A 17230-nucleotide genomic window follows, 5' to 3' on the forward strand; every position below is an offset into this window, starting at 1 on the left:
CCGGGGGCCCCCCCTCCTACACCCCGGGGGGGCCGCCCCCCGGGCGGGGCCCCCCCCGCCGTATCCGCACTGGGGTGCCGTGATCAGGACTCCCAGGAACCGGTCGGGATGCCGGAACCGCCCGCCGCGAGAACGACGAGGCCGTTGGGAACGACCGACGCCAGAGCGAGCGGGAAGGGAAGGTTGGCCATGATCCCGGCAGACAGCGTGTCCATGCAGATTCCTTTGATTAGTGCTGATCGAGCTCGAGCAAGCGTACCGTCGAGGAACCGAAACACAATCCCTTCGGTTCGAAACCGAACCGAATTCTCAGCCTGCGCGGCTCACTTCGACGGGCGGGCGTACAACAGCGCCGCACCGAAAGCCACCAGCGAACCGGTCGCGACCACCGCGCGCGCGATATTCCAGGCCACCCACGAGTTCTCGAACGCGGCCCGCGCGGCGGCCGGGTCCTGGCCCGGATCAGCGGCGAGCTGGTCGTTGAGCGGCACATTGGCGGCGACCGTGATCATGAACATGACCAGGTAGGCGGCGAACCCCGCCAGCGCCCACCAGCGCGCGGCCGGATCCGGTGCCCGCCAGGTGGTGATCACCGCGGCCAGTCCCACACCCACGCCACCCATGAACAGCGTCATGAACAGCGGATTCACGATCACCACATTGATATTGCGCATCACCTCGACGTACACCGCGTCGTTGCTGCGGGCCAGCGCGGGCATTACCGCGTAGGCGAACGCGGCGAACAGACCTGCCATCAAGCCGGCGGTCAGTGTCGCGGCGAGCAGCGAGAACGTGCGCAGCGCCGGCAGGAATCCGGGACTCGCGGCGGCACCGATCTGCTCGGCATTGTGCATCATTGCCACACCTCTCTCCTATGGACATATGTCCGAATTCGAGCATCGATAGGGTGCGAGCGAAGAACAAGCACAATTCCGGCAACGATCCTGTTGCCGCGCTCAACGATCGGAGGCCGGTGGAACGCTACGAGATGGAGGCCTTCCTCGCGGTCGCCGACGAACTGCACTTCGGCCGGGCCGCCGCCACGCTGCACATGTCGGCCGGGCGGGTCAGCCAGACGATCAAGGCATTGGAGCGGCGCTTCGGCGCGGCACTGTTCGAACGGACGAGTCGCCAGGTGGCGCTGACCCCGATCGGCCGGCAGTTGGCGGCGGATCTGCAGCCGGCTTTGCGGCAGATCCGTGGCGCCACCGACCGCGCGATCGCCGCCGGCCGCGGTTTCGCGGGCACCTTGCGGATCGGGTTCGTGGGCGCGGCGTCCGGAGCGCTGATCACCGCTGCGGCAGAGGCCTTCTCCGACGAGCACCCGGAGACGGTGGTGACGATCCGGGAGGTGCAGATCGCCGACGGTGTGGACAGCTGGCGCAGCGAGGCGGTCGACATGGCCCTGGTCGGGCGGCCGGTGACGGAGCCGGACCTGGTGACCGGCCGCACCCTGATCAGCGAACCCCGCCTGCTCGCCGTGCCGTCCGGTCATCCACTGGCACAGCGGGACTCGTTGTCGGTGGAGGATCTGACCGATATCCCGCTGCTCCGCCTCCCCACGTCGGTACCCGAATCCATCCGCGCCGAACGGACTCCGTCGCGCACACCCGCGGGCCGGGTGGTGTCACACGGCCCGATCGCCCACACCTTCCAGGAGATCCTGACCCTGATCGCCGCGGGCGCCGGCGGTTTCGTGGTCGGCGGCCAAGCGGTCCGCTACTACCGCCGGCCCGACGTGCGCTTCGTGCCGTTCCACGACGCGCCACCGGTGGAATGGGGTTTCGTGTGGCGAGCCTCGCGCGAGACCGCCCGCGTCCGGGCCTTCGAAGAGGTCGCGCTGCGGATCGCGACTACTCGAGAACCGGCGCCCCAGCCGACCCGCCTGGACACCCCTCCGCTCGGATGACAATGGTTGCGCGGCAGGCCATCCCGATGCCGCTGCGCAGCTCTCAGGCGTGCGTCCGGGCCGCCAGCGCGGGCGCCAGGGCGCGCAGTGCGGCGATCGGATCAGCGTCGGCGACCTGGACGGCGACCTCGTTCGCGCCCGCTGCGAGGTGCTCGTACAGGGCGTCGGCGACCTGATCCGCATCACCGTGCCGGACCAGGCGGTCGATGGCGGCATCGGTGCCGGGGAACGCCAGTTCCTCGTCGGTGAACCCGAGCCGGCGCAGACTGGCCGTGTAATTGGTGAGCTGTAGATAGAACTCGACGCGCGGCCGGGCGGTCCGGCGGGCACGCACCGGATCGGTGTCCAGGACGATCTTCTGTTCCGGAATGAGCAGGGCGTCGGGGCCGAGGATCGCGCGGGCCTGCCGAGTGTGTTCCGGGGTGGTCAGATACGGCAGTGCGCCGGCCGTCCGCTCCCCCGCCAGCCGCAGTACGCGCGGTCCGAGCGCGGCCAGCGCGCGGCGTTCCCGCGGAACACCGGCCTCGTCGAGCTCGTCGAGGTATTCGACCAGGGCGTCGTAGGGTTTGCGATAGGTGCTGGTGTGTTCCCGGTGGCCCGCACCGACTCCCAGCAGGAACCGGCCCGGGAACCGGGCCTCGAGTGCGTGGTACGACTCGGCGACCCGCTTCGCGGGGGAGGCCCAGATATTGACCACACTGGTCCCCACCCGCAGCGTTTCGGTGGCCGCGAGCAGTTCCGCCACGGTCGGCAGTTCGGCGGGCGGCGAACCACCCAGCCACACCGAGCCGTATCCGAGCGTCTCCAGGTCGCGCGCTTGTGCCGGTCCGAAAGCGGCCCAGCCGGTCCACAATCCGAACTTACCGAGATCGGTATCTGTCATACCGGTACCGAACCACACCGTCCGACGGGCTATTCCGCCCGGCCGGATCGCCGTCAGCGAAACCGTTCGGTCACGAACGGTCCCGCTGCGACGGAATCAGTTTGCGACGGAATCAGTTGCTGCCGAGCGTCTGTCCGTCCGGCAGGGTGTTCTCGAGCCCGACGAGCCCGATACCGACGGCCGAACCGCCGGCCAGCAGCGCCGCGGCGGCCAGTCCGAGAATTACGTCCATGACAATCTCCTCACCTGGGCGGGCCGATACGCCCGCCGAACATCGGGCAAAGTACCAGAGTCAGGCAAATTTCTCGGTGTACGCGAATCCCCCCTTCGCCGGCCGACCGTGAGCGCGGGCGGCGATCCCGGCCGGGCGCGCTGGGCAAGCAGCGCACCCGGCCGGGCGGTCCGTCAGTGGTGGGGGTTGATGACCGCGGCGCTGAAGGAGATGACCGTCTGCATCAGAGCGAACGGCGCCTGGGCCAGCTGCAGGGCGGCGGTGGCGGACTGGGTAGAGGGCACGGGAAACTCCTGGTAGATCTTGGGTACAGAGGTCCCCACTGTAGCGTCAACGGCAGGTCCGCGAGCCCCAAAATGAAAACCAACGTTTCACATTTTGGCCGGTCCGGATTGCCGCCCGCACGCCCCCGTCAGCCGCCACAGCAACCGTCGGGCGACGGCACCGTGCGCATCTCCCGGGTCTGCGCGTTCCGCAGCGCCAGCTCCGCGTCCGGCGGATAGTCCACCGACATCAGCGACAGCCCGTGCGCCGGCGCCACGGTGATCTCACTGGACCGGCTGCGCTGATCCAGCAGCCCGCCCATCCAGTCCGGCGTCCGGCGCCCCTCACCCACCGCCAGCGCCGCCCCGACCAGACTGCGCACCATCGACCAGCAGAACGCGTCCGCGCTGACATGTGCGATCAGCAGCTCCCCGCGCCGCTCCCAGTCGTAGCGCTGCAACTCCCGAACCGTCGTCGCACCCTCGCGCCGCCGGCAGAACGCCGCGAAGTCGTGCAGCCCCAACAGCTTTCGCGACCCGGCCCGCATCGCCTCGATATCCACCGCCCGGCACGGCACCACGTGCCGCGCCTGCAACGGCTCCGCCCCGTACCGGGACGTGGTCAATGTGTACTCGTAGTGCCGCCGGATCGCCGAGAAGCGCGCGTCGAACTCGCTCGGGGCAACGCGAATCTCCTTGACCCGCACATCCTTCGGCAGGAACCGGGCCAGCCGGTGCACCAGCTTGTCGCAGTCGATCTCGGCCGCGGTATCGAAGTGCGCGACCTGTCCCCCAGCGTGCACCCCCGCGTCGGTACGCCCCGCCACGGTCAACTGCACAGGCTCGCGCAGCATCCGGCTCAGCGCGTCCTCCAGTTCCCCCTGCACGGTCCGCAGCCCGGGCTGGCGCGCCCACCCGATGAAATCGGTTCCGTCGTAAGCAATCTCGAGCCGCAGCCGCATCATCGATTCCTCTCGGGAGAACGACCGGAGGCCACCTTCGAAACGAAGGTGGCCTCCGGAGGCGATCACTGTGCCGAATTACTCGGCGGCGTCCTCGACGACCTCGTCGGCCGGCGCCTCGGCGGCGGTCTCCTCGGCAGCCTTGTCCGCCTCGGCGGCCTTGGCCTGAGCGGCGGCAACCCGGCGAGCGCGGTCGGCCTCGTTGGTCGCGGTCTTCTCGCGAACCAGCTCGATGACCGCCATCGGCGCGTTGTCACCCTTGCGGGGCAGGGTCTTGACGATGCGGGTGTACCCACCCTCACGGCCCTCGAACGAGGGACCGATCTCCGCGAACAGGGCGTGCACGACGTCCTTGTTGCGGATCACCTTCATCACCTCGCGACGGTCGGCCAGCGTGCCGGCCTTGCCCTTGGTGATGAGCTTCTCGGCGTAGGGACGCAGCGCCTTGGCCTTGGCCTCGGTGGTCGTGATCCGACCGTGCTCGAAGAGCGCCGTCGCCAGGTTGGCGTAGATCGCCTTCTGGTGCGACGCCGACCCGCCGAAGCGGGCACCCTTCTTGGGCTTGGGCATTGGTTTTCTCCTTTAAGGAAGGCTCCAGGGGCGGCGCCCCCGAGGCCTAAAGCTGTTCGGTCTCGGCGTAGTCCTGCTCGCCGTGTTCGGTGTCGCTGAAAGCGCCGCTGTCGCTCCAGGTGCCGGTGGCGGAGTCGTAACCGACCACGCTCGACGGATCGAAGGAGGCCGGCGAGTCCTTGAGCGAGAGGCCCAGCGAGTGCAGCTTGACCTTGACCTCGTCGATGGACTTCTGGCCGAAGTTCCGGATGTCCAGCAGATCCGACTCGGTGCGGGCGACCAGCTCGCCGACGGTGTGCACGCCTTCACGCTTGAGGCAGTTGTACGACCGCACGGTGAGGTCCAGGTCCTCGATCGGCAGCGCGAACGAGGCGATGTGGTCCGCCTCGGCCGGGCTGGGCCCGATCTCGATACCCTCAGCCTCCACGTTCAGCTCGCGCGCCAGGCCGAACAGCTCGACCAGGGTCTTACCGGCCGACGCCAGCGCATCCCGCGGGGAGATCGAGTTCTTGGTCTCGACGTCCAGGATGAGCCGGTCGAAGTCGGTGCGCTGCTCGACACGGGTGGCCTCGACCTTGTAGGTCACCTTCAGCACCGGGGAGTAGATGGAATCCACCGGGATCCGGCCGATCTCCGCACCCGAGGCCTTGTTCTGCACCGCCGGGACGTAACCACGACCGCGCTCGACCACGAGCTCGATCTCCAGCTTGCCCTTGTCGTTCAGGGTCGCGATGTGCATGTCCGGGTTGTGGACCGCGACACCGGCCGGAGGCACGATGTCGCCCGCGATCACGGCGCCGGGGCCGTTCTTGCGCATGTACATGGTGACCGGCTCGTCCTCTTCCGAGGACACGACCAGGCCCTTGAGGTTCAGGATGATGTCGGTGACATCTTCCTTCACGCCCGGGACCGTGGTGAACTCGTGCAGCACACCGTCGATGCGGATGCTGGTAACCGCGGCCCCCGGGATCGAGGACAGCAGGGTACGACGCAGCGAGTTACCCAGGGTGTAACCGAAACCCGGCTCGAGCGGCTCGATGGTGAACTTCGAGCGGTTCTCGGCCAGAACCTCTTCGGTCAGCGTGGGACGCTGGGAAATCAGCATTGAGGATCTCCTCCTTCAGGGGCACCCACTATTTGATGCCCGATTGGAATTCCCTTGTCGCACTGAGCGACTCGGGGACAGCGGCCCCGGGCGGGCAACACCCGCCCGGGATCGCAAGCATTACTTCGAGTAGTACTCGACGATCAGCTGCTCGTTCAGCGGCACATCGATCTGCGCACGCTCGGGGAGCTGGTGCACCAGGATGCGGAGCCGGTTCGGGACGACCTGCAGCCAGCCCACGTTCGGGCGGTCACCGATGGTCTCGCGCGCCACCTGGAACGGCAGCGTCGGCAGCGACTTCTCCTTGACATCGATGATGTCGTACTGGGAAACCTGGAAGCTGGGGACGTTCACCTTCTGGTTGTTCACCAGGAAGTGGCCGTGGGTGACCAGCTGGCGGGCCTGACGACGAGTCCGCGCGAGGCCCGCGCGGTACACGACGTTGTCCAGCCGCGACTCGAGCAGACGCAGCAGGTTGTCGCCGGTCTTGCCCTTCTGCCGGTGGGCTTCCTTGTAGTACTTCGCGAACTGACGCTCGAGAATGCCGTAGGTGAAGCGGGCCTTCTGCTTCTCCTGCAGCTGGAGCAGGTACTCGCTCTCCTTGACCCGCGCGCGGCCGTGCTGGCCCGGCGGGTAGGGGCGACGCTCGAACGCCTGGTCTCCGCCGACGAGGTCGACGCGCAGACGACGCGACTTGCGGGTGATGGGTCCGGTATAACGGGCCATTTTCTAAACCTTTCCTTCCCGCTTAGACGCGACGCCGCTTGGGCGGACGGCAACCGTTGTGCGGCTGCGGGGTGACGTCGGAGATCGTGCCAACCTCCAGGCCGGCGGCCTGGAGCGAACGGATCGCGGTCTCACGGCCCGAACCCGGGCCCTTCACGAACACGTCGACCTTCTTGACGCCGTGCTCCTGCGCCTTGCGGGCAGCGTTCTCGGCAGCGAGCTGCGCGGCGAACGGGGTGGACTTACGCGAGCCCTTGAAACCGACGTGGCCCGACGACGCCCAGGAGATGACGTTGCCCGACGGGTCGGTGATGGACACGATCGTGTTGTTGAACGTGCTCTTGATGTGCGCGTGGCCGTGCGGAACGTTCTTCTTGTCCCGGCGACGCGACTTCTGGGTCTTCTTCGGGCCAGACGCCCGAGTCTTCGGAGGCATTGGTTATCCCTACTTCTTCTTGCCGGCGACGGTCTTCTTCGGACCCTTGCGCGTACGCGCATTGGTCTTGGTCCGCTGGCCGCGCACCGGCAGGTGGCGACGGTGGCGGATACCCTGGTAGCAGCCGATCTCGATCTTGCGGCGGATGTCGGCCTGCACCTCGCGGCGCAGGTCACCCTCGACCTTCATGTCCGACTGTTCGATGTAGTCGCGCAACCGGGTGACGTCGTCGTCGGAGAGGTCCTTCGACCGCAGGTCCGGGCTGACGCCGGTCGCGGCGAGGATCTCGGCGGCGCGAGTGCGCCCGATCCCGAAGATGTAGGTCAATGCGATCTCCATGCGCTTTTCGCGCGGGAGGTCGACGCCCATCAGACGTGCCATGTGTGGCTTCCTTCATTGTGCGGAGGTCTGCTCCCTGTCCGTCCTCGCGAATGAGGCCCCGGCCTCCGTACCGGGGGTGAGCTGTACATCCGCCCCCTGAGGGGCTCGCCGGTGTACAGCTGGCGCTGGGAGGTCTTCTTTGTTCAGCCAGTCCGAACTGCGTTCGTGCTTGGCCGGTGCTGCTGGGAATTAACCCTGACGCTGCTTGTGACGCAGGTTGTCGCAGATCACCATGACCCGACCGTTGCGGCGGATCACCTTGCACTTCTCGCAGATCTTCTTGACGCTCGGGTTGACCTTCACGTCGATCCTTTGTGTCGTCAGTGCTCACAGGGCGTGAACACAACTTTTCCCCGGCCGGTGTCGACCGGGGAAGATCAGGGGGTGATCGCCGGAGCGATCACTTGTAGCGGTAGACGATCCGACCGCGGGTCAAGTCGTACGGAGAGAGCTCCACGACCACCCGGTCCTCGGGCAGGATACGGATGTAGTGCTGCCGCATCTTGCCGCTGATGTGCGCGAGCACCTTGTGACCGTTTTCCAGCTCGATTCGGAACATCGCGTTGGGCAACGGCTCGATGACCCGGCCCTCGACCTCGATGGCCCCTTCCTTCTTCGCCATATCCTCCGCGATCCCGTAAAGGCTGAAACCCGACTGGTTGCAGCTCGTCGTGCACGTTCGCCGACCCGGTGACACACTGCCTACGAGGACGCATGCGGACATGAACCGACCGCGGGTAGGTGCACCGCCGACCAAGTTTACCGGCCGCCCTCGGAATGGCCAAATACACCCCACCGAGCGGTCGGCGCGCGGGTCCGGCCGGTTGTCCACAGTCGTGCACAGGGGCGCGGGTCGCGCCCGGCCGGCACCGCACTGACAGGTCGACGGTGAGGGCGCTCACGTAAACTGCGGAAGGTCCGCGACATTGTTGTACAGAGGTGGGGATTGCTGTGAGGCTCGGCCGTGAGTAACGACGACGGTCTCCCGATGCTGCCACCCTGGCTGGCCGACGAAGAGGTTACCGGCGTGGGCTACGTGGCCAGCCCGGTACAGAACCTGCCGCACAAGGACCTCATTCCCGACAGCCCCAAGCGCGGCCTGTTCGGCCGTAAGAACAAGAAGGACCGGGCGCCCGCGGACAACAACGCCGCCGTCGCACCCCCGCGCTCGGCCCCCGAGCCGCCCGCCCGCTCCGAATGGGACCCGCAGCCGGAACCGCAGTGGGGTGCCGCACCCCAGCCGATGTCGGGCTACGCCGGACCGGCGGACATTTCGTCACCTGACAGTCAGCACGCCGCTCCGGCAACCGGCGGCTGGGCCTCCCCACCCACTCAGGCCCCAGGACCGCAGCCCGAGCAGCCAGCGCCGTTCCGAACTCCCGCACCGGCCGAGCAGCCTGCGCCGTTCCAGACCCCCGCACCGGCCGAGCAGCCAGCGCCATTCCAGACCCCCACACAGGCCGAGCAGCCAGCGCCATTCCAGACCCCCACACCGGCCGAGCAGCCAGCGCCATTCCAGACCCCCACACCGGCCGAGCAGCCAGCGCCATTCCAGACCCCCACACAGGCCGAGCAGCCGGCGCCGTTCCAAGCCCCCGCACAGGCGACCGGACAGCCCGCCCCTTGGCAGGCCGCTACACAAGCGACCGGACAGCCCGCCTCTTGGCAGGCCACCACCCAAGCGACCGGACAGCCCGCCTCTTGGCAGGCCACCACCCAAGCGACCGAACAGCCCGCCCCCTGGCAGTCGCCCGTGCAGCAGGCTGACCGCCCGACACCTTTCCAATCCTCCGCGCCGTCCGAGCGGCCCGATTCGTCCGCCCCGGGCCCGGACTTCGCACCGTCGCAGACCGCCCAACCGGCCGTCCCCGCACAACAGGCACCCGATCGGCTGCCGCCCAGCCCGGCCACGCAGACGCCGCGGCCACACACCGGCCCGCACGCCTCGGTTGCGGCCCCGACATCCACCGGATTCGACGCCCACCAAGGCCACCCGGCGCCGTTCGCGGCGCAACCGCTCGACCAAGCACCAGCCACCCAGACGCCGCCCCACCCGGCCGCACCGACGTCCACCGGAATCGATTCCGCTCCCGTCGCGCGACCCATCCCGACCGCACCCGACCGGCTGCCGCCGACCCCCACCGACCAGGCGCCCCCGGCCCAGCCGGCGCGCATCGCACCGGACCGGCTGCCACCGACGCCTGCTACCGGCCCCGCGACCGGCGACGTCCCGGCGGCCGAATTCGGCACCGCCGCACAAACACCCACGTCGCAGCCGCCGCAGGCCGTCCCCGACCGGCTGCCGCCGACCCCGGCGACCGGTCCGGCCCCACAGGTCCAGTCCGGTTCGCACCCGACCGGAGGGAACCAGGCGTCCGAAACCGACTCCACCGCAGCCGCTTTCACCGCCGGGCCAGCACAAGACGGCACACCCGACCGGTTGCCTCCGGTCGATCCGTTCGCGGGGCGGTCGCCGAGTACCGGCGGGCCGCTGACCAGCACCCCGGTCCCGCAGACACCTCCGGCTCAGACCGCCGCACCGAGCACGGCAACCGGACCCGATTCCACTGCAGCACCTTTGGCACAGCGGTCGCCGAGTACCGCCGGACCGCTGACCGGCACCCCGGTCGCGCAGACACCTCCGGCTCAGACCGCCGCACCGAGCACGGCAACCGGACCCGATTCCACTGCAGCACCTTTCGCGCCCTCATCTCCGCCCGATGGGCTGCTTCCGGCCAATCCTTTCGCGGGGCGGTCGCCGAGTACCGGCGGGCCGCTGACCGGCACCCCGGTCCCGCAGACACCCCCGGCACAGACCGCCGCACCGAGCACGGCAACCGGACCCGATTCCGCTGCAGCATCTTTCGCGTCCCCGCCGGGGTTCGCGCCCGATAGGCTGCCGCCGGTGGCTGATCCCGCCGCGGGACAGCAGCCGAGCGCCGGTGGAATCCCCGTGACCACGGGGGCGGCTACCCAGCCACCACCGGCGCACTCCGGCGCACACGCGGTGGTACCGAAACCGGTGACCGGATCCGATTCCGCTGCTTCGCGTTTCACATCTCCACCGCCGACCGAGGCATCCGGCGGGCGGGTGCACGGCGCCGGTTCGGGAGGTTCCAGCGGTGCGTCGGCGACCGGAATCGGTTCCGCCGCAGCAGCTTCCGGCGGCCTCGCCGCACGATCTCCGGTCGAGACCGCTGGGGACGATCTCGCGCAGACCACTCGGATCAGCTGGACACCGGAGCCCGTGCGGGCGCAGCACCCGGCGCCGCGGACCGGGTCGGGTCCGGTGGTCGGGCCGGCGCCGAGCCCGGCGGTTCGGATGTCGACCGATGCCGCTGGGCCGCAGGTGGCCGAGCACGACCGCGGGCTGATCGAAGGGCTGCCGGGCGGTGCGGGTATGCCGGGCGGGCCGGCTCCGCTGCGGCCCGCGGCCACGGGCGCGGACCGCGGTCGGTTCGCGGCGGGCGGCGTCCAGCCGGTCGGCGGCGTGCAGTACGGACCGGGTTTCGGGCCGGGATCGACTGCGCCGCAGTCTGATTCGCAGGCCGGTGACCGGTTCGGGGCGGGGCGTTCCGGAGGCGGTTACGCCCCAGACTCCGCGCCTGCGCCGAATTCACCTGCGCCGCAGTCGAATCCGCAAGCCCCGGCCGATCGGGGTGCACCGCGGGGCGGACAGTGGGTGCAGGGCCCGGACGGGCGGCAGGCGTTCGTGCCCGGGCCGCCGCAGCAGCCCTCGCTGGACGACATTCCGGTCCGGCGGGCCGCCAAGCCCGTCGGGTCGGGCTGGCGCAAGGCCGTGCACCACGCCTCCGGCGGCACCGTCAATCTCGGCATGTCCGCGGAGGAACGGCGCCTGCAGGAGCTGGTGGCGCGGATCCGGCAGCCGGTGCGCGGCGACTACCGGATCGCGGTGCTGTCGCTCAAGGGTGGCGTCGGCAAGACCACCACCACCATGGGCCTGGGTTCCACGTTCGCCTCCATCCGTGGCGACCGGGTGATCGCGGTCGACGCGAACCCCGACTTCGGCACCCTGTCCCAGCGGGTGCCGCTACAGACCCGGTCCACGGTGCGAGACCTGTTGCTGGACCAGCACATCAACGCATACTCCGATGTCCGCCGGCATACCTCGCAGGCCACGAGCCGGCTGGAAGTGCTGGCCAGTGAACGGGATCCGGCCGCCTCGGAGTCGTTCAGCGCCGACGAGTACCGCGAGGTGGCCCGGACGCTGCAGAAGTTCTACAACATCATCCTCACCGATTGCGGTACCGGACTGATGCATTCGGCGATGTCGGGTGTGCTGGACCTGTCCCATTCGCTGGTCGCGATCTCGTCCTCGGCCATCGACGGCGCCCGCAGCGCCGCCGCGACTCTGGACTGGCTCTCACTGCACGGCCACGACCACCTGGTGCGCAACGCGGTCGTGGTGATCAATCTGCCGCGCCCCGGCTCCCCGAATGTGGCCCTGCAGAGCCTGCGTGAGTACTTCCTGTCCCGCTGCCGCGCGGTCCATGTCATCCCCTACGACGCCCACCTTTCCGAGGGCGCCGAGATCGATCTGGCGCGCTTGGCCAAACCCACCAAGCGCGCCTTCGTGGAGCTGGCCGCCACGGTGGCCGACGACTTCGGCCGCGACATCCACTACGGCATGCGCTGATTCGGTCGGCCCGCTGCGCCCCAGCCCACCGACCGGCGCAGCGGGGCCCCGGCTGACGGCCTTATCCGGCTGACGTCCCGATCGCGCAGCCGCAGGTCTCTCCGGCGTCGAGACGGAGCGCGAACGGCGCGCCGGGCAGATCACCGAATTCGACTACACCCTCACGCTGCAGCCGGAGCTGCCGGAAAAGCTGACCGCACTGGCGAATTGGGCGAAGGGTCAGGGCTCGATCGACAAGGAGGACACCGCACTGCCCGACTACCGCGCCTCGATCGACGAAACCTTCCTGCCGCGCAGCTGACGAGCACGAGCTGCGGCAGGTCGGTCGGCGATCGTTCTCACAGGCGAGGGTCGGTGGGTTCGGACTCCAGGGCGAGGACCGCGAACACGAGTTCGTGGATGCGCCACAGGGGTTCGCCCGCCGCCACCGCGTCGAGGGCGGCCAGACCCAGGCCGTGCTCACGCAACGCGAGGGTACGTTTGCGGTGCAGGCCGCGGTCGCGCAGGCGCTCCAGGTGTTCGGGCGCGGTGTAGTCCGGGCCGTAGATGATCCGGAGGTATTCGCGCCCACGGCATTTGATGCCGGGCTGGACGAGTTTGCCTGCGGCACGGTGCGACAGGCCCGCGTACGGCTTGATCACCATGCCCTCGCCACCGGCCGCGGTCAACTCGGCCCACCAGTCGGTGGCCGCGGCTTCCGCCGCCGGATCGGCGAGATCGACGATCCGGCGGCCGGTGTGGCGGAACGTGACCGGGTCGGCATCCACCAGCCGATCACAGGCCGCGAGGTGCCAGCCGTGGTCGCGGGCGGCGTGGGTGGCGCCCTCGGAGGCCAGGACCATGAAAGGCGCGAGCTGCAGCCCGTCGAGACCTGTTGTCGGCCAGCAGTACCGGCGGTAGGCGGTGACGAAGTCGGCGGCCTGCGCGGTCCGCGCCGCGGTCCGCGAGCGAAGCTCACCCACCACGTCGGTGTCCAGACCACGCGCGAGCGCGGCGTCGAGTGCCGCGACCGCCGCGGGCAGCGCGGCACCCGCGGCCGCACCCACCGCCGCGTACTGCGACCGGATCAGCCCGGCCGCCTTCGCCGACCAGGGCAGCAACTCACAGTCGAGCAGCAGCCAATCGCCCGACAGCTCGTCGAACAGCGGCGCGGCCGCGACCCGGACCCGCGCGAGCAGCGCCTCGGTCAGCGCCGGGTCGGTGAAGAAGGACCGCCCGGTGCGGGTGTAGATCGCACCGGACACACCGGGTACGCCGAAGCGTGCCGCGGCGGCCGCCTCGTCCCGGCAGACCAGCACCACCGCACGCGAACCCATGTGCTTCTCCTCGCACACCACCGTGTCGACACCCGCCGCGCGGTAGTCGGCGAACGCCTCGGTGGGGTATTCGAGGTAGCCGTCGCGGGCCGACGTGGACGGCGGCGACATCGTCGGCGGCAGCCACAACAGCAGCCGCGGGTCGATCGCGAATCGGCTCATCACTTCCAGTGCGGCAGCGGCGTTCTCGGCTTCGACGAGTACCGTGCCGTAGCCGGTGCGCAGGTGCCGGCGGCCGGTGACCTCCCCGAGGTCGAGTGTCTCGTCGTCACGCACGGGTTCCGGCTCGGCGAGTGGTTTCACCGGCTGGTAGTGCATCCGTTCGGCCGGCACCGAGACGCAGGTCTTCTCCGGGTAGCGCAGTGCGGTCAGCTCACCACCGAAGACCGCGCCGGTGTCGAGGCAGACGGTGTTGTTGACCCACTCGACCTTGGCGGTGGGCACGTGCCCGTACACGACCATCGCGTCCCCGCGGTAGTCGCGCGCCCACGGGTAGCGCACCGGCAGCCCGAATTCATCTGTCTCCCCGGTCGATTCGCCGTACAGACAGAAGTCGCGAACCCGGCCGGAGGCGCGCCCGTGGTACTGCTCCTTCAGTCCGGCGTGTGCGACGACCAGACGGCCGCCGTCCAAGCGCAGGTGGCTGACCAGCTTGTCGATCCATTCTGCGGCGGCCGCGACGAACTCGGGGGTCTCGTGCTCCAGCTGCGCCAGGGTCTCGGCGAGCCCGTGCGACACGGTGACCTTGCGGCCCCGCAGCTTTCGCAGCAGCTTCTGTTCGTGATTGCCGGGCACACACAGCGCGTTACCGCTCGCCGTCATCCCCATCACCAGGCGCAGCACGCCCGGCGAGTCGGGTCCGCGGTCGACGAGGTCGCCCACGAAGACCGCCTGCCGCCCCTCCGGGTGCGTGGCGTCGACGGGCCGGCCCGCGTCGTCGCGGACCAGCCGCCAGCCGAGTTCGGTGAGCAGCGTCTCCAATTCGGCGCGGCAGCCGTGCACGTCGCCGACGATGTCGAACGGCCCGGTGAGTTCACGCCGGTCGTTCCAGGCTCGTTCGTAGCTGATGGTGACGTCCGCGGTATCGGTGAGGATGTGCACCTTCCGGAAGCCCTCGCGGCCCAGGTCGCGCAGCGACCGGCGCAGGTCCTGACTCTGCCGCTGCAGCACCCGGCGCGGGTAGTCGCGGTCGGGGCGGGCCTGAGTCCGTTCCCAGGCAACCGATTCCGGTGTATCGATGACGATGGCGACCGGCAGCACGTCGTGAGCGCGCGCCAGCTTCACCAACTCGGCGCGGGCGTGCTTCTGCACGTTGGTGGCATCCACCACGACCCGGCGCCCGGCGCGCAGCCGCAGTCCGGCGACGTGGTGCAGGGCGTCGAAGGCATCCGCGGTTGCGGACTGGTCGTTCTCGTCGTCGGATACCAAGCCGCGGAAGAAGTCCGAGGACAGCACCTCGGTGGGCCGGAAGTGCTCGCGCGCGAACGTGGACTTGCCGGAGCCGGAGATGCCCACCAGCGCAACGAGAGACAGCTCAGGGATGTCGAGGTTCATTCTGCGCCTTCATAGTCGGGCCCCGAGGCGGTAGCGGAGCGTCGGACCGGCGCAGGCGCCGAGTTCACGGCGTCTTCGCGTTCGGGCCCGGGGGCGGCGTGGGCCTTGCGGAAGAAGGCGAGTTGGGTGGGTGCGCCGAGCTCGGGGTCAAGGTCGCCGACCGGGCGGAGTTCCACGGTGTAGCCGAACTTTTCGCCGACTCGCGCGGCCCACGCGGCGAATTCCGCTCGGGTCCACTCGAATCGGTGGTCGTCGTGCCGGTGTCCGTCGAGAGTTCCGTAGCGCACGTTGTATTCGACGTTCGGGGTGGTCACGATTACCGCGCCGGGTGCGGCGTGACCGAACACGGCTCGTTCCAGGGCCGGTAGCCGCGGCTCGTCGAGATGTTCGATCACCTCCATGAGTACCGCCGCGTCGTAGCCGCGCAGGCGGTCGTCGTGGTAGGTCAGCGCGGACTGGACGAGTGAGACGCGGGCGCGCTGCCGGTCGGGTAGGCGCCCGAACTTCAAGCGCCGCTCCGCGATCGCCAGGCTCACGCTCGACACGTCCGCGCCCACGATGGCGGTGTAGCGCTGGTCGGCCATCAGCTCCTTCAGCAGCGCACCGGAACCGCAACCCAGGTCGAGTACCCGGGCGGCGCCCGACTCGGCCAATGCGGCCAGGACCGCTTCCTTACGGTGCTTGACCAGCGGCTTGCGCTTCTCGGCCGCCTCGATCCGTTCGGCGGCATCGCCCGGCACCTCGTCGGCGTCGGGCTCCGGTTCGTCCACGGCGCGCAGGCGTTCGAGTGCGGTCTGGGCCAGCGAACGGCGCCCGGCCAGATACCGGTGGGTGATCAGCTCCCGGTCCGGGTGCGCGCCGAGCCAGCCCGCGCCGGAACGCAACAACTTGTCGACCTCGTCGGCGGACACCCAGTAGTGCTTGGCGTCGTCGAGCACCGGCAACAGCACGTAGAGGTGATTGAGGGCGTCGGCCAATCGCAGTGTGCCGGTGAGCCGCAACCCCACGTACGGGGAATCGCCCCAGTCGGGGAACTGCGGATCCAGGGGCACCGCGGTGGCTTCGACGGCCCAGCCCAGCGGCGTGAACAGCCGTTCGGCGATGCTCGCCCCGCCTCGGCACGGTACGGCGGGCAGTTCGATCTCCAGCGGGATCGCGGTCTGCGCCAGGTCGGTCCGGTCCCGGCTGCTGCCGTTGAGCGCCGACCGGAACACCTTGCCCAACGCCACCGCCAGCAGGCTGGACGCGACATAGGGCCGGTCGTTGACGTAGCGCCCGAGCGCGAAGCCGAACTGCCCCTTGGCCGGTCGCGCCAGCTCGACCGGGTCCACCTCCAACAGCAGTGCGGCCGTGCATCGTTCGGCGGTGGCCTGCGGATAGAAGACGTGCGCCGTGCCACCGGTGGTCGAGAACGATTGCACCCGGTCGGGATGCTTCACCAGCAGGAATCCCAGATCGGTCGCCGGTGCACGAGTGGTGGTGATGGTCAACAGCACCCGCTGATCATCCCAACCGAGTCCAGCGATTTTCCCGTCGCGCCGCCGGGGAGTCGAGCTACGGCAGGGCCGGAATCACCAGGCGGGGAGGCGGCGGCGTCCGGCCAGCACGTCGCGGACGAGATCGTCGTAGCCGTCGGCCAATTCGGCCAGATGGTGCCAAGCACCGTGCAGGACATCGTCGTTCGCGTCCATGGTCATCAGCGAGTGGTGGGCGCACACGGCGGCGCCGGCCAGCCGGTCGATCACCGAGCCGATGGTCTCGGTGTGCAGGGTGGCGCCGAGGCGGTGCTGTGGGACCGTGCGGATGATCCAGTCGTCGACCGCCATCACCAATTCGGTACGGCGGCGCTCGATCTCGACGATGACAGCCGGGTTCTGCTCCGGCAGGCCGCCGCCGCGGCCGATCAGCCGGCGCTCGTGCAGCACCGCGAGATCACGGGCGAACCACAGCAGCGGGCCTCCGATGACCCGGTGCCCCCGGCACGCGCGCAACAGTAGGTCGGAACTCGGAAGCAACCCCGCGGTCAGGGATTGCACCGTCGTCGCGACCGGGGGCGCGCTGGGTAACGACACCACCACTGTCTGATAAGTCTCCGAACCCGCCACGTTGCCTCGCCGTTCATAGCTACAACCCTCGGTCAGGACGTTCATTACAATAAACCTCTGAACGCGTGTGTCAAGCGTCACATGACCACCAAACCAACAGGTAACATCAAGTTCCTTGGTTCCTTGAAGAC

At 69.3% G+C, this 17230-nt stretch carries 15 protein-coding genes and 1 pseudogene; 2 read left to right on the top strand and 14 right to left on the bottom strand.

The features are described from left to right. Positions 1-83: 83 nt before the first annotated feature. Together EBN03_RS35550 and EBN03_RS16855 are read right to left on the bottom strand one after the other, a co-directional pair. On the bottom strand, positions 84-215 hold the full coding sequence (locus EBN03_RS35550) for a hypothetical protein (RefSeq protein ID WP_267899295.1): 132 nt from the start codon (positions 213-215) through the stop codon (positions 84-86). Between the two features lie 108 nt (positions 216-323). Further along, positions 324-857: an anthrone oxygenase family protein gene (locus EBN03_RS16855; RefSeq protein WP_233608430.1), complete on the bottom strand. Its 534-nt coding sequence runs from the start codon at positions 855-857 to the stop codon at positions 324-326. Positions 858-907: 50 nt separating this feature from the next. Here EBN03_RS16855 and EBN03_RS16860 point away from each other — a divergent pair, with 50 nt between their 5' ends. Further along, the gene (locus EBN03_RS16860) at positions 908-1909 is read left to right on the top strand and encodes a LysR family transcriptional regulator (RefSeq protein WP_199742811.1); all 1002 of its coding nucleotides are present in this window, start codon (positions 908-910) and stop codon (positions 1907-1909) included. 43 nt (positions 1910-1952) lie between these two features. Here the strand turns inward: EBN03_RS16860 and EBN03_RS16865 are convergent, their stop codons facing one another. From EBN03_RS16865 to infA, 9 genes are all read right to left on the bottom strand, one after another. Further along, positions 1953-2792, bottom strand: coding sequence for an LLM class F420-dependent oxidoreductase (locus EBN03_RS16865; protein WP_122189101.1), 840 nt, complete (start codon positions 2790-2792; stop codon positions 1953-1955). 644 nt (positions 2793-3436) lie between these two features. Next, on the bottom strand, positions 3437-4252 hold the full coding sequence (gene truA, locus EBN03_RS16870; RefSeq protein WP_122188978.1) for a tRNA pseudouridine(38-40) synthase TruA: 816 nt from the start codon (positions 4250-4252) through the stop codon (positions 3437-3439). Positions 4253-4327: 75 nt separating this feature from the next. Continuing rightward, positions 4328-4819: a 50S ribosomal protein L17 gene (rplQ, locus tag EBN03_RS16875; RefSeq protein WP_122188979.1), complete on the bottom strand. Its 492-nt coding sequence runs from the start codon at positions 4817-4819 to the stop codon at positions 4328-4330. 46 nt (positions 4820-4865) lie between these two features. Then, a complete protein-coding gene (locus tag EBN03_RS16880) occupies positions 4866-5924 on the bottom strand; it encodes a DNA-directed RNA polymerase subunit alpha (RefSeq protein ID WP_122188980.1) in 1059 nt (352 codons plus the stop codon). A gap of 120 nt (positions 5925-6044) precedes the next feature. Continuing rightward, a complete protein-coding gene (gene rpsD, locus EBN03_RS16885) occupies positions 6045-6650 on the bottom strand; it encodes a 30S ribosomal protein S4 (protein WP_122188981.1) in 606 nt (201 codons plus the stop codon). Positions 6651-6672: 22 nt separating this feature from the next. Beyond that, the gene (rpsK, locus tag EBN03_RS16890; protein ID WP_122188982.1) at positions 6673-7086 is read right to left on the bottom strand and encodes a 30S ribosomal protein S11; all 414 of its coding nucleotides are present in this window, start codon (positions 7084-7086) and stop codon (positions 6673-6675) included. A gap of 9 nt (positions 7087-7095) precedes the next feature. Beyond that, a complete protein-coding gene (gene rpsM, locus EBN03_RS16895; protein WP_122188983.1) occupies positions 7096-7467 on the bottom strand; it encodes a 30S ribosomal protein S13 in 372 nt (123 codons plus the stop codon). Positions 7468-7656: 189 nt separating this feature from the next. Then, positions 7657-7770, bottom strand: coding sequence for a 50S ribosomal protein L36 (gene rpmJ, locus EBN03_RS16900; protein ID WP_040818798.1), 114 nt, complete (start codon positions 7768-7770; stop codon positions 7657-7659). Between the two features lie 97 nt (positions 7771-7867). Next, a complete protein-coding gene (infA, locus tag EBN03_RS16905) occupies positions 7868-8089 on the bottom strand; it encodes a translation initiation factor IF-1 (RefSeq protein ID WP_040804562.1) in 222 nt (73 codons plus the stop codon). Positions 8090-11047: 2958 nt separating this feature from the next. On the opposite strand from infA, the pseudogene EBN03_RS16915 reads away from it, so the two are divergent. Beyond that, a pseudogene (locus tag EBN03_RS16915) lies at positions 11048-12124 on the top strand (MinD/ParA family ATP-binding protein); the annotation flags it as partial. Between the two features lie 338 nt (positions 12125-12462). Here EBN03_RS16915 and EBN03_RS16920 read toward each other — a convergent pair. From EBN03_RS16920 to EBN03_RS16930, 3 genes are all read right to left on the bottom strand, one after another. Further along, positions 12463-14994, bottom strand: a complete 2532-nt coding sequence (locus EBN03_RS16920) for a polynucleotide kinase-phosphatase (RefSeq protein WP_122188984.1) — start codon at positions 14992-14994, stop codon at positions 12463-12465. Continuing rightward, the gene (locus EBN03_RS16925) at positions 14991-16490 is read right to left on the bottom strand and encodes a 3' terminal RNA ribose 2'-O-methyltransferase Hen1 (protein ID WP_122188985.1); all 1500 of its coding nucleotides are present in this window, start codon (positions 16488-16490) and stop codon (positions 14991-14993) included. Before EBN03_RS16925 ends, EBN03_RS16920 begins: the two co-directional genes overlap by 4 nt. Before the next feature lie 75 nt (positions 16491-16565). After that, on the bottom strand, positions 16566-17144 hold the full coding sequence (locus tag EBN03_RS16930) for a DUF4254 domain-containing protein (RefSeq protein ID WP_122188986.1): 579 nt from the start codon (positions 17142-17144) through the stop codon (positions 16566-16568). Between the last annotated feature and the right edge of the window lie 86 nt (positions 17145-17230).

It is taken from the genome of Nocardia stercoris, assembly GCF_003696265.1.
GTDB lineage: Bacteria > Actinomycetota > Actinomycetes > Mycobacteriales > Mycobacteriaceae > Nocardia > Nocardia stercoris.

Coding starts and splice junctions, on each gene's coding strand:
- EBN03_RS35550 (WP_267899295.1), bottom strand. CDS start 215: ATGGACACGCTGTCTGCCGGGATCATGGCCAACCTTCCCTTCCCGCTC.
- EBN03_RS16855 (WP_233608430.1), bottom strand. CDS start 857: ATGATGCACAATGCCGAGCAGATCGGTGCCGCCGCGAGTCCCGGATTC.
- EBN03_RS16865 (WP_122189101.1), bottom strand. CDS start 2,792: ATGACAGATACCGATCTCGGTAAGTTCGGATTGTGGACCGGCTGGGCC.
- truA (WP_122188978.1), bottom strand. CDS start 4,252: ATGATGCGGCTGCGGCTCGAGATTGCTTACGACGGAACCGATTTCATC.
- rplQ (WP_122188979.1), bottom strand. CDS start 4,819: ATGCCCAAGCCCAAGAAGGGTGCCCGCTTCGGCGGGTCGGCGTCGCAC.
- EBN03_RS16880 (WP_122188980.1), bottom strand. CDS start 5,924: ATGCTGATTTCCCAGCGTCCCACGCTGACCGAAGAGGTTCTGGCCGAG.
- rpsD (WP_122188981.1), bottom strand. CDS start 6,650: ATGGCCCGTTATACCGGACCCATCACCCGCAAGTCGCGTCGTCTGCGC.
- rpsK (WP_122188982.1), bottom strand. CDS start 7,086: ATGCCTCCGAAGACTCGGGCGTCTGGCCCGAAGAAGACCCAGAAGTCG.
- rpsM (WP_122188983.1), bottom strand. CDS start 7,467: ATGGCACGTCTGATGGGCGTCGACCTCCCGCGCGAAAAGCGCATGGAG.
- infA (WP_040804562.1), bottom strand. CDS start 8,089: ATGGCGAAGAAGGAAGGGGCCATCGAGGTCGAGGGCCGGGTCATCGAG.
- EBN03_RS16920 (WP_122188984.1), bottom strand. CDS start 14,994: ATGAACCTCGACATCCCTGAGCTGTCTCTCGTTGCGCTGGTGGGCATC.
- EBN03_RS16930 (WP_122188986.1), bottom strand. CDS start 17,144: ATGAACGTCCTGACCGAGGGTTGTAGCTATGAACGGCGAGGCAACGTG.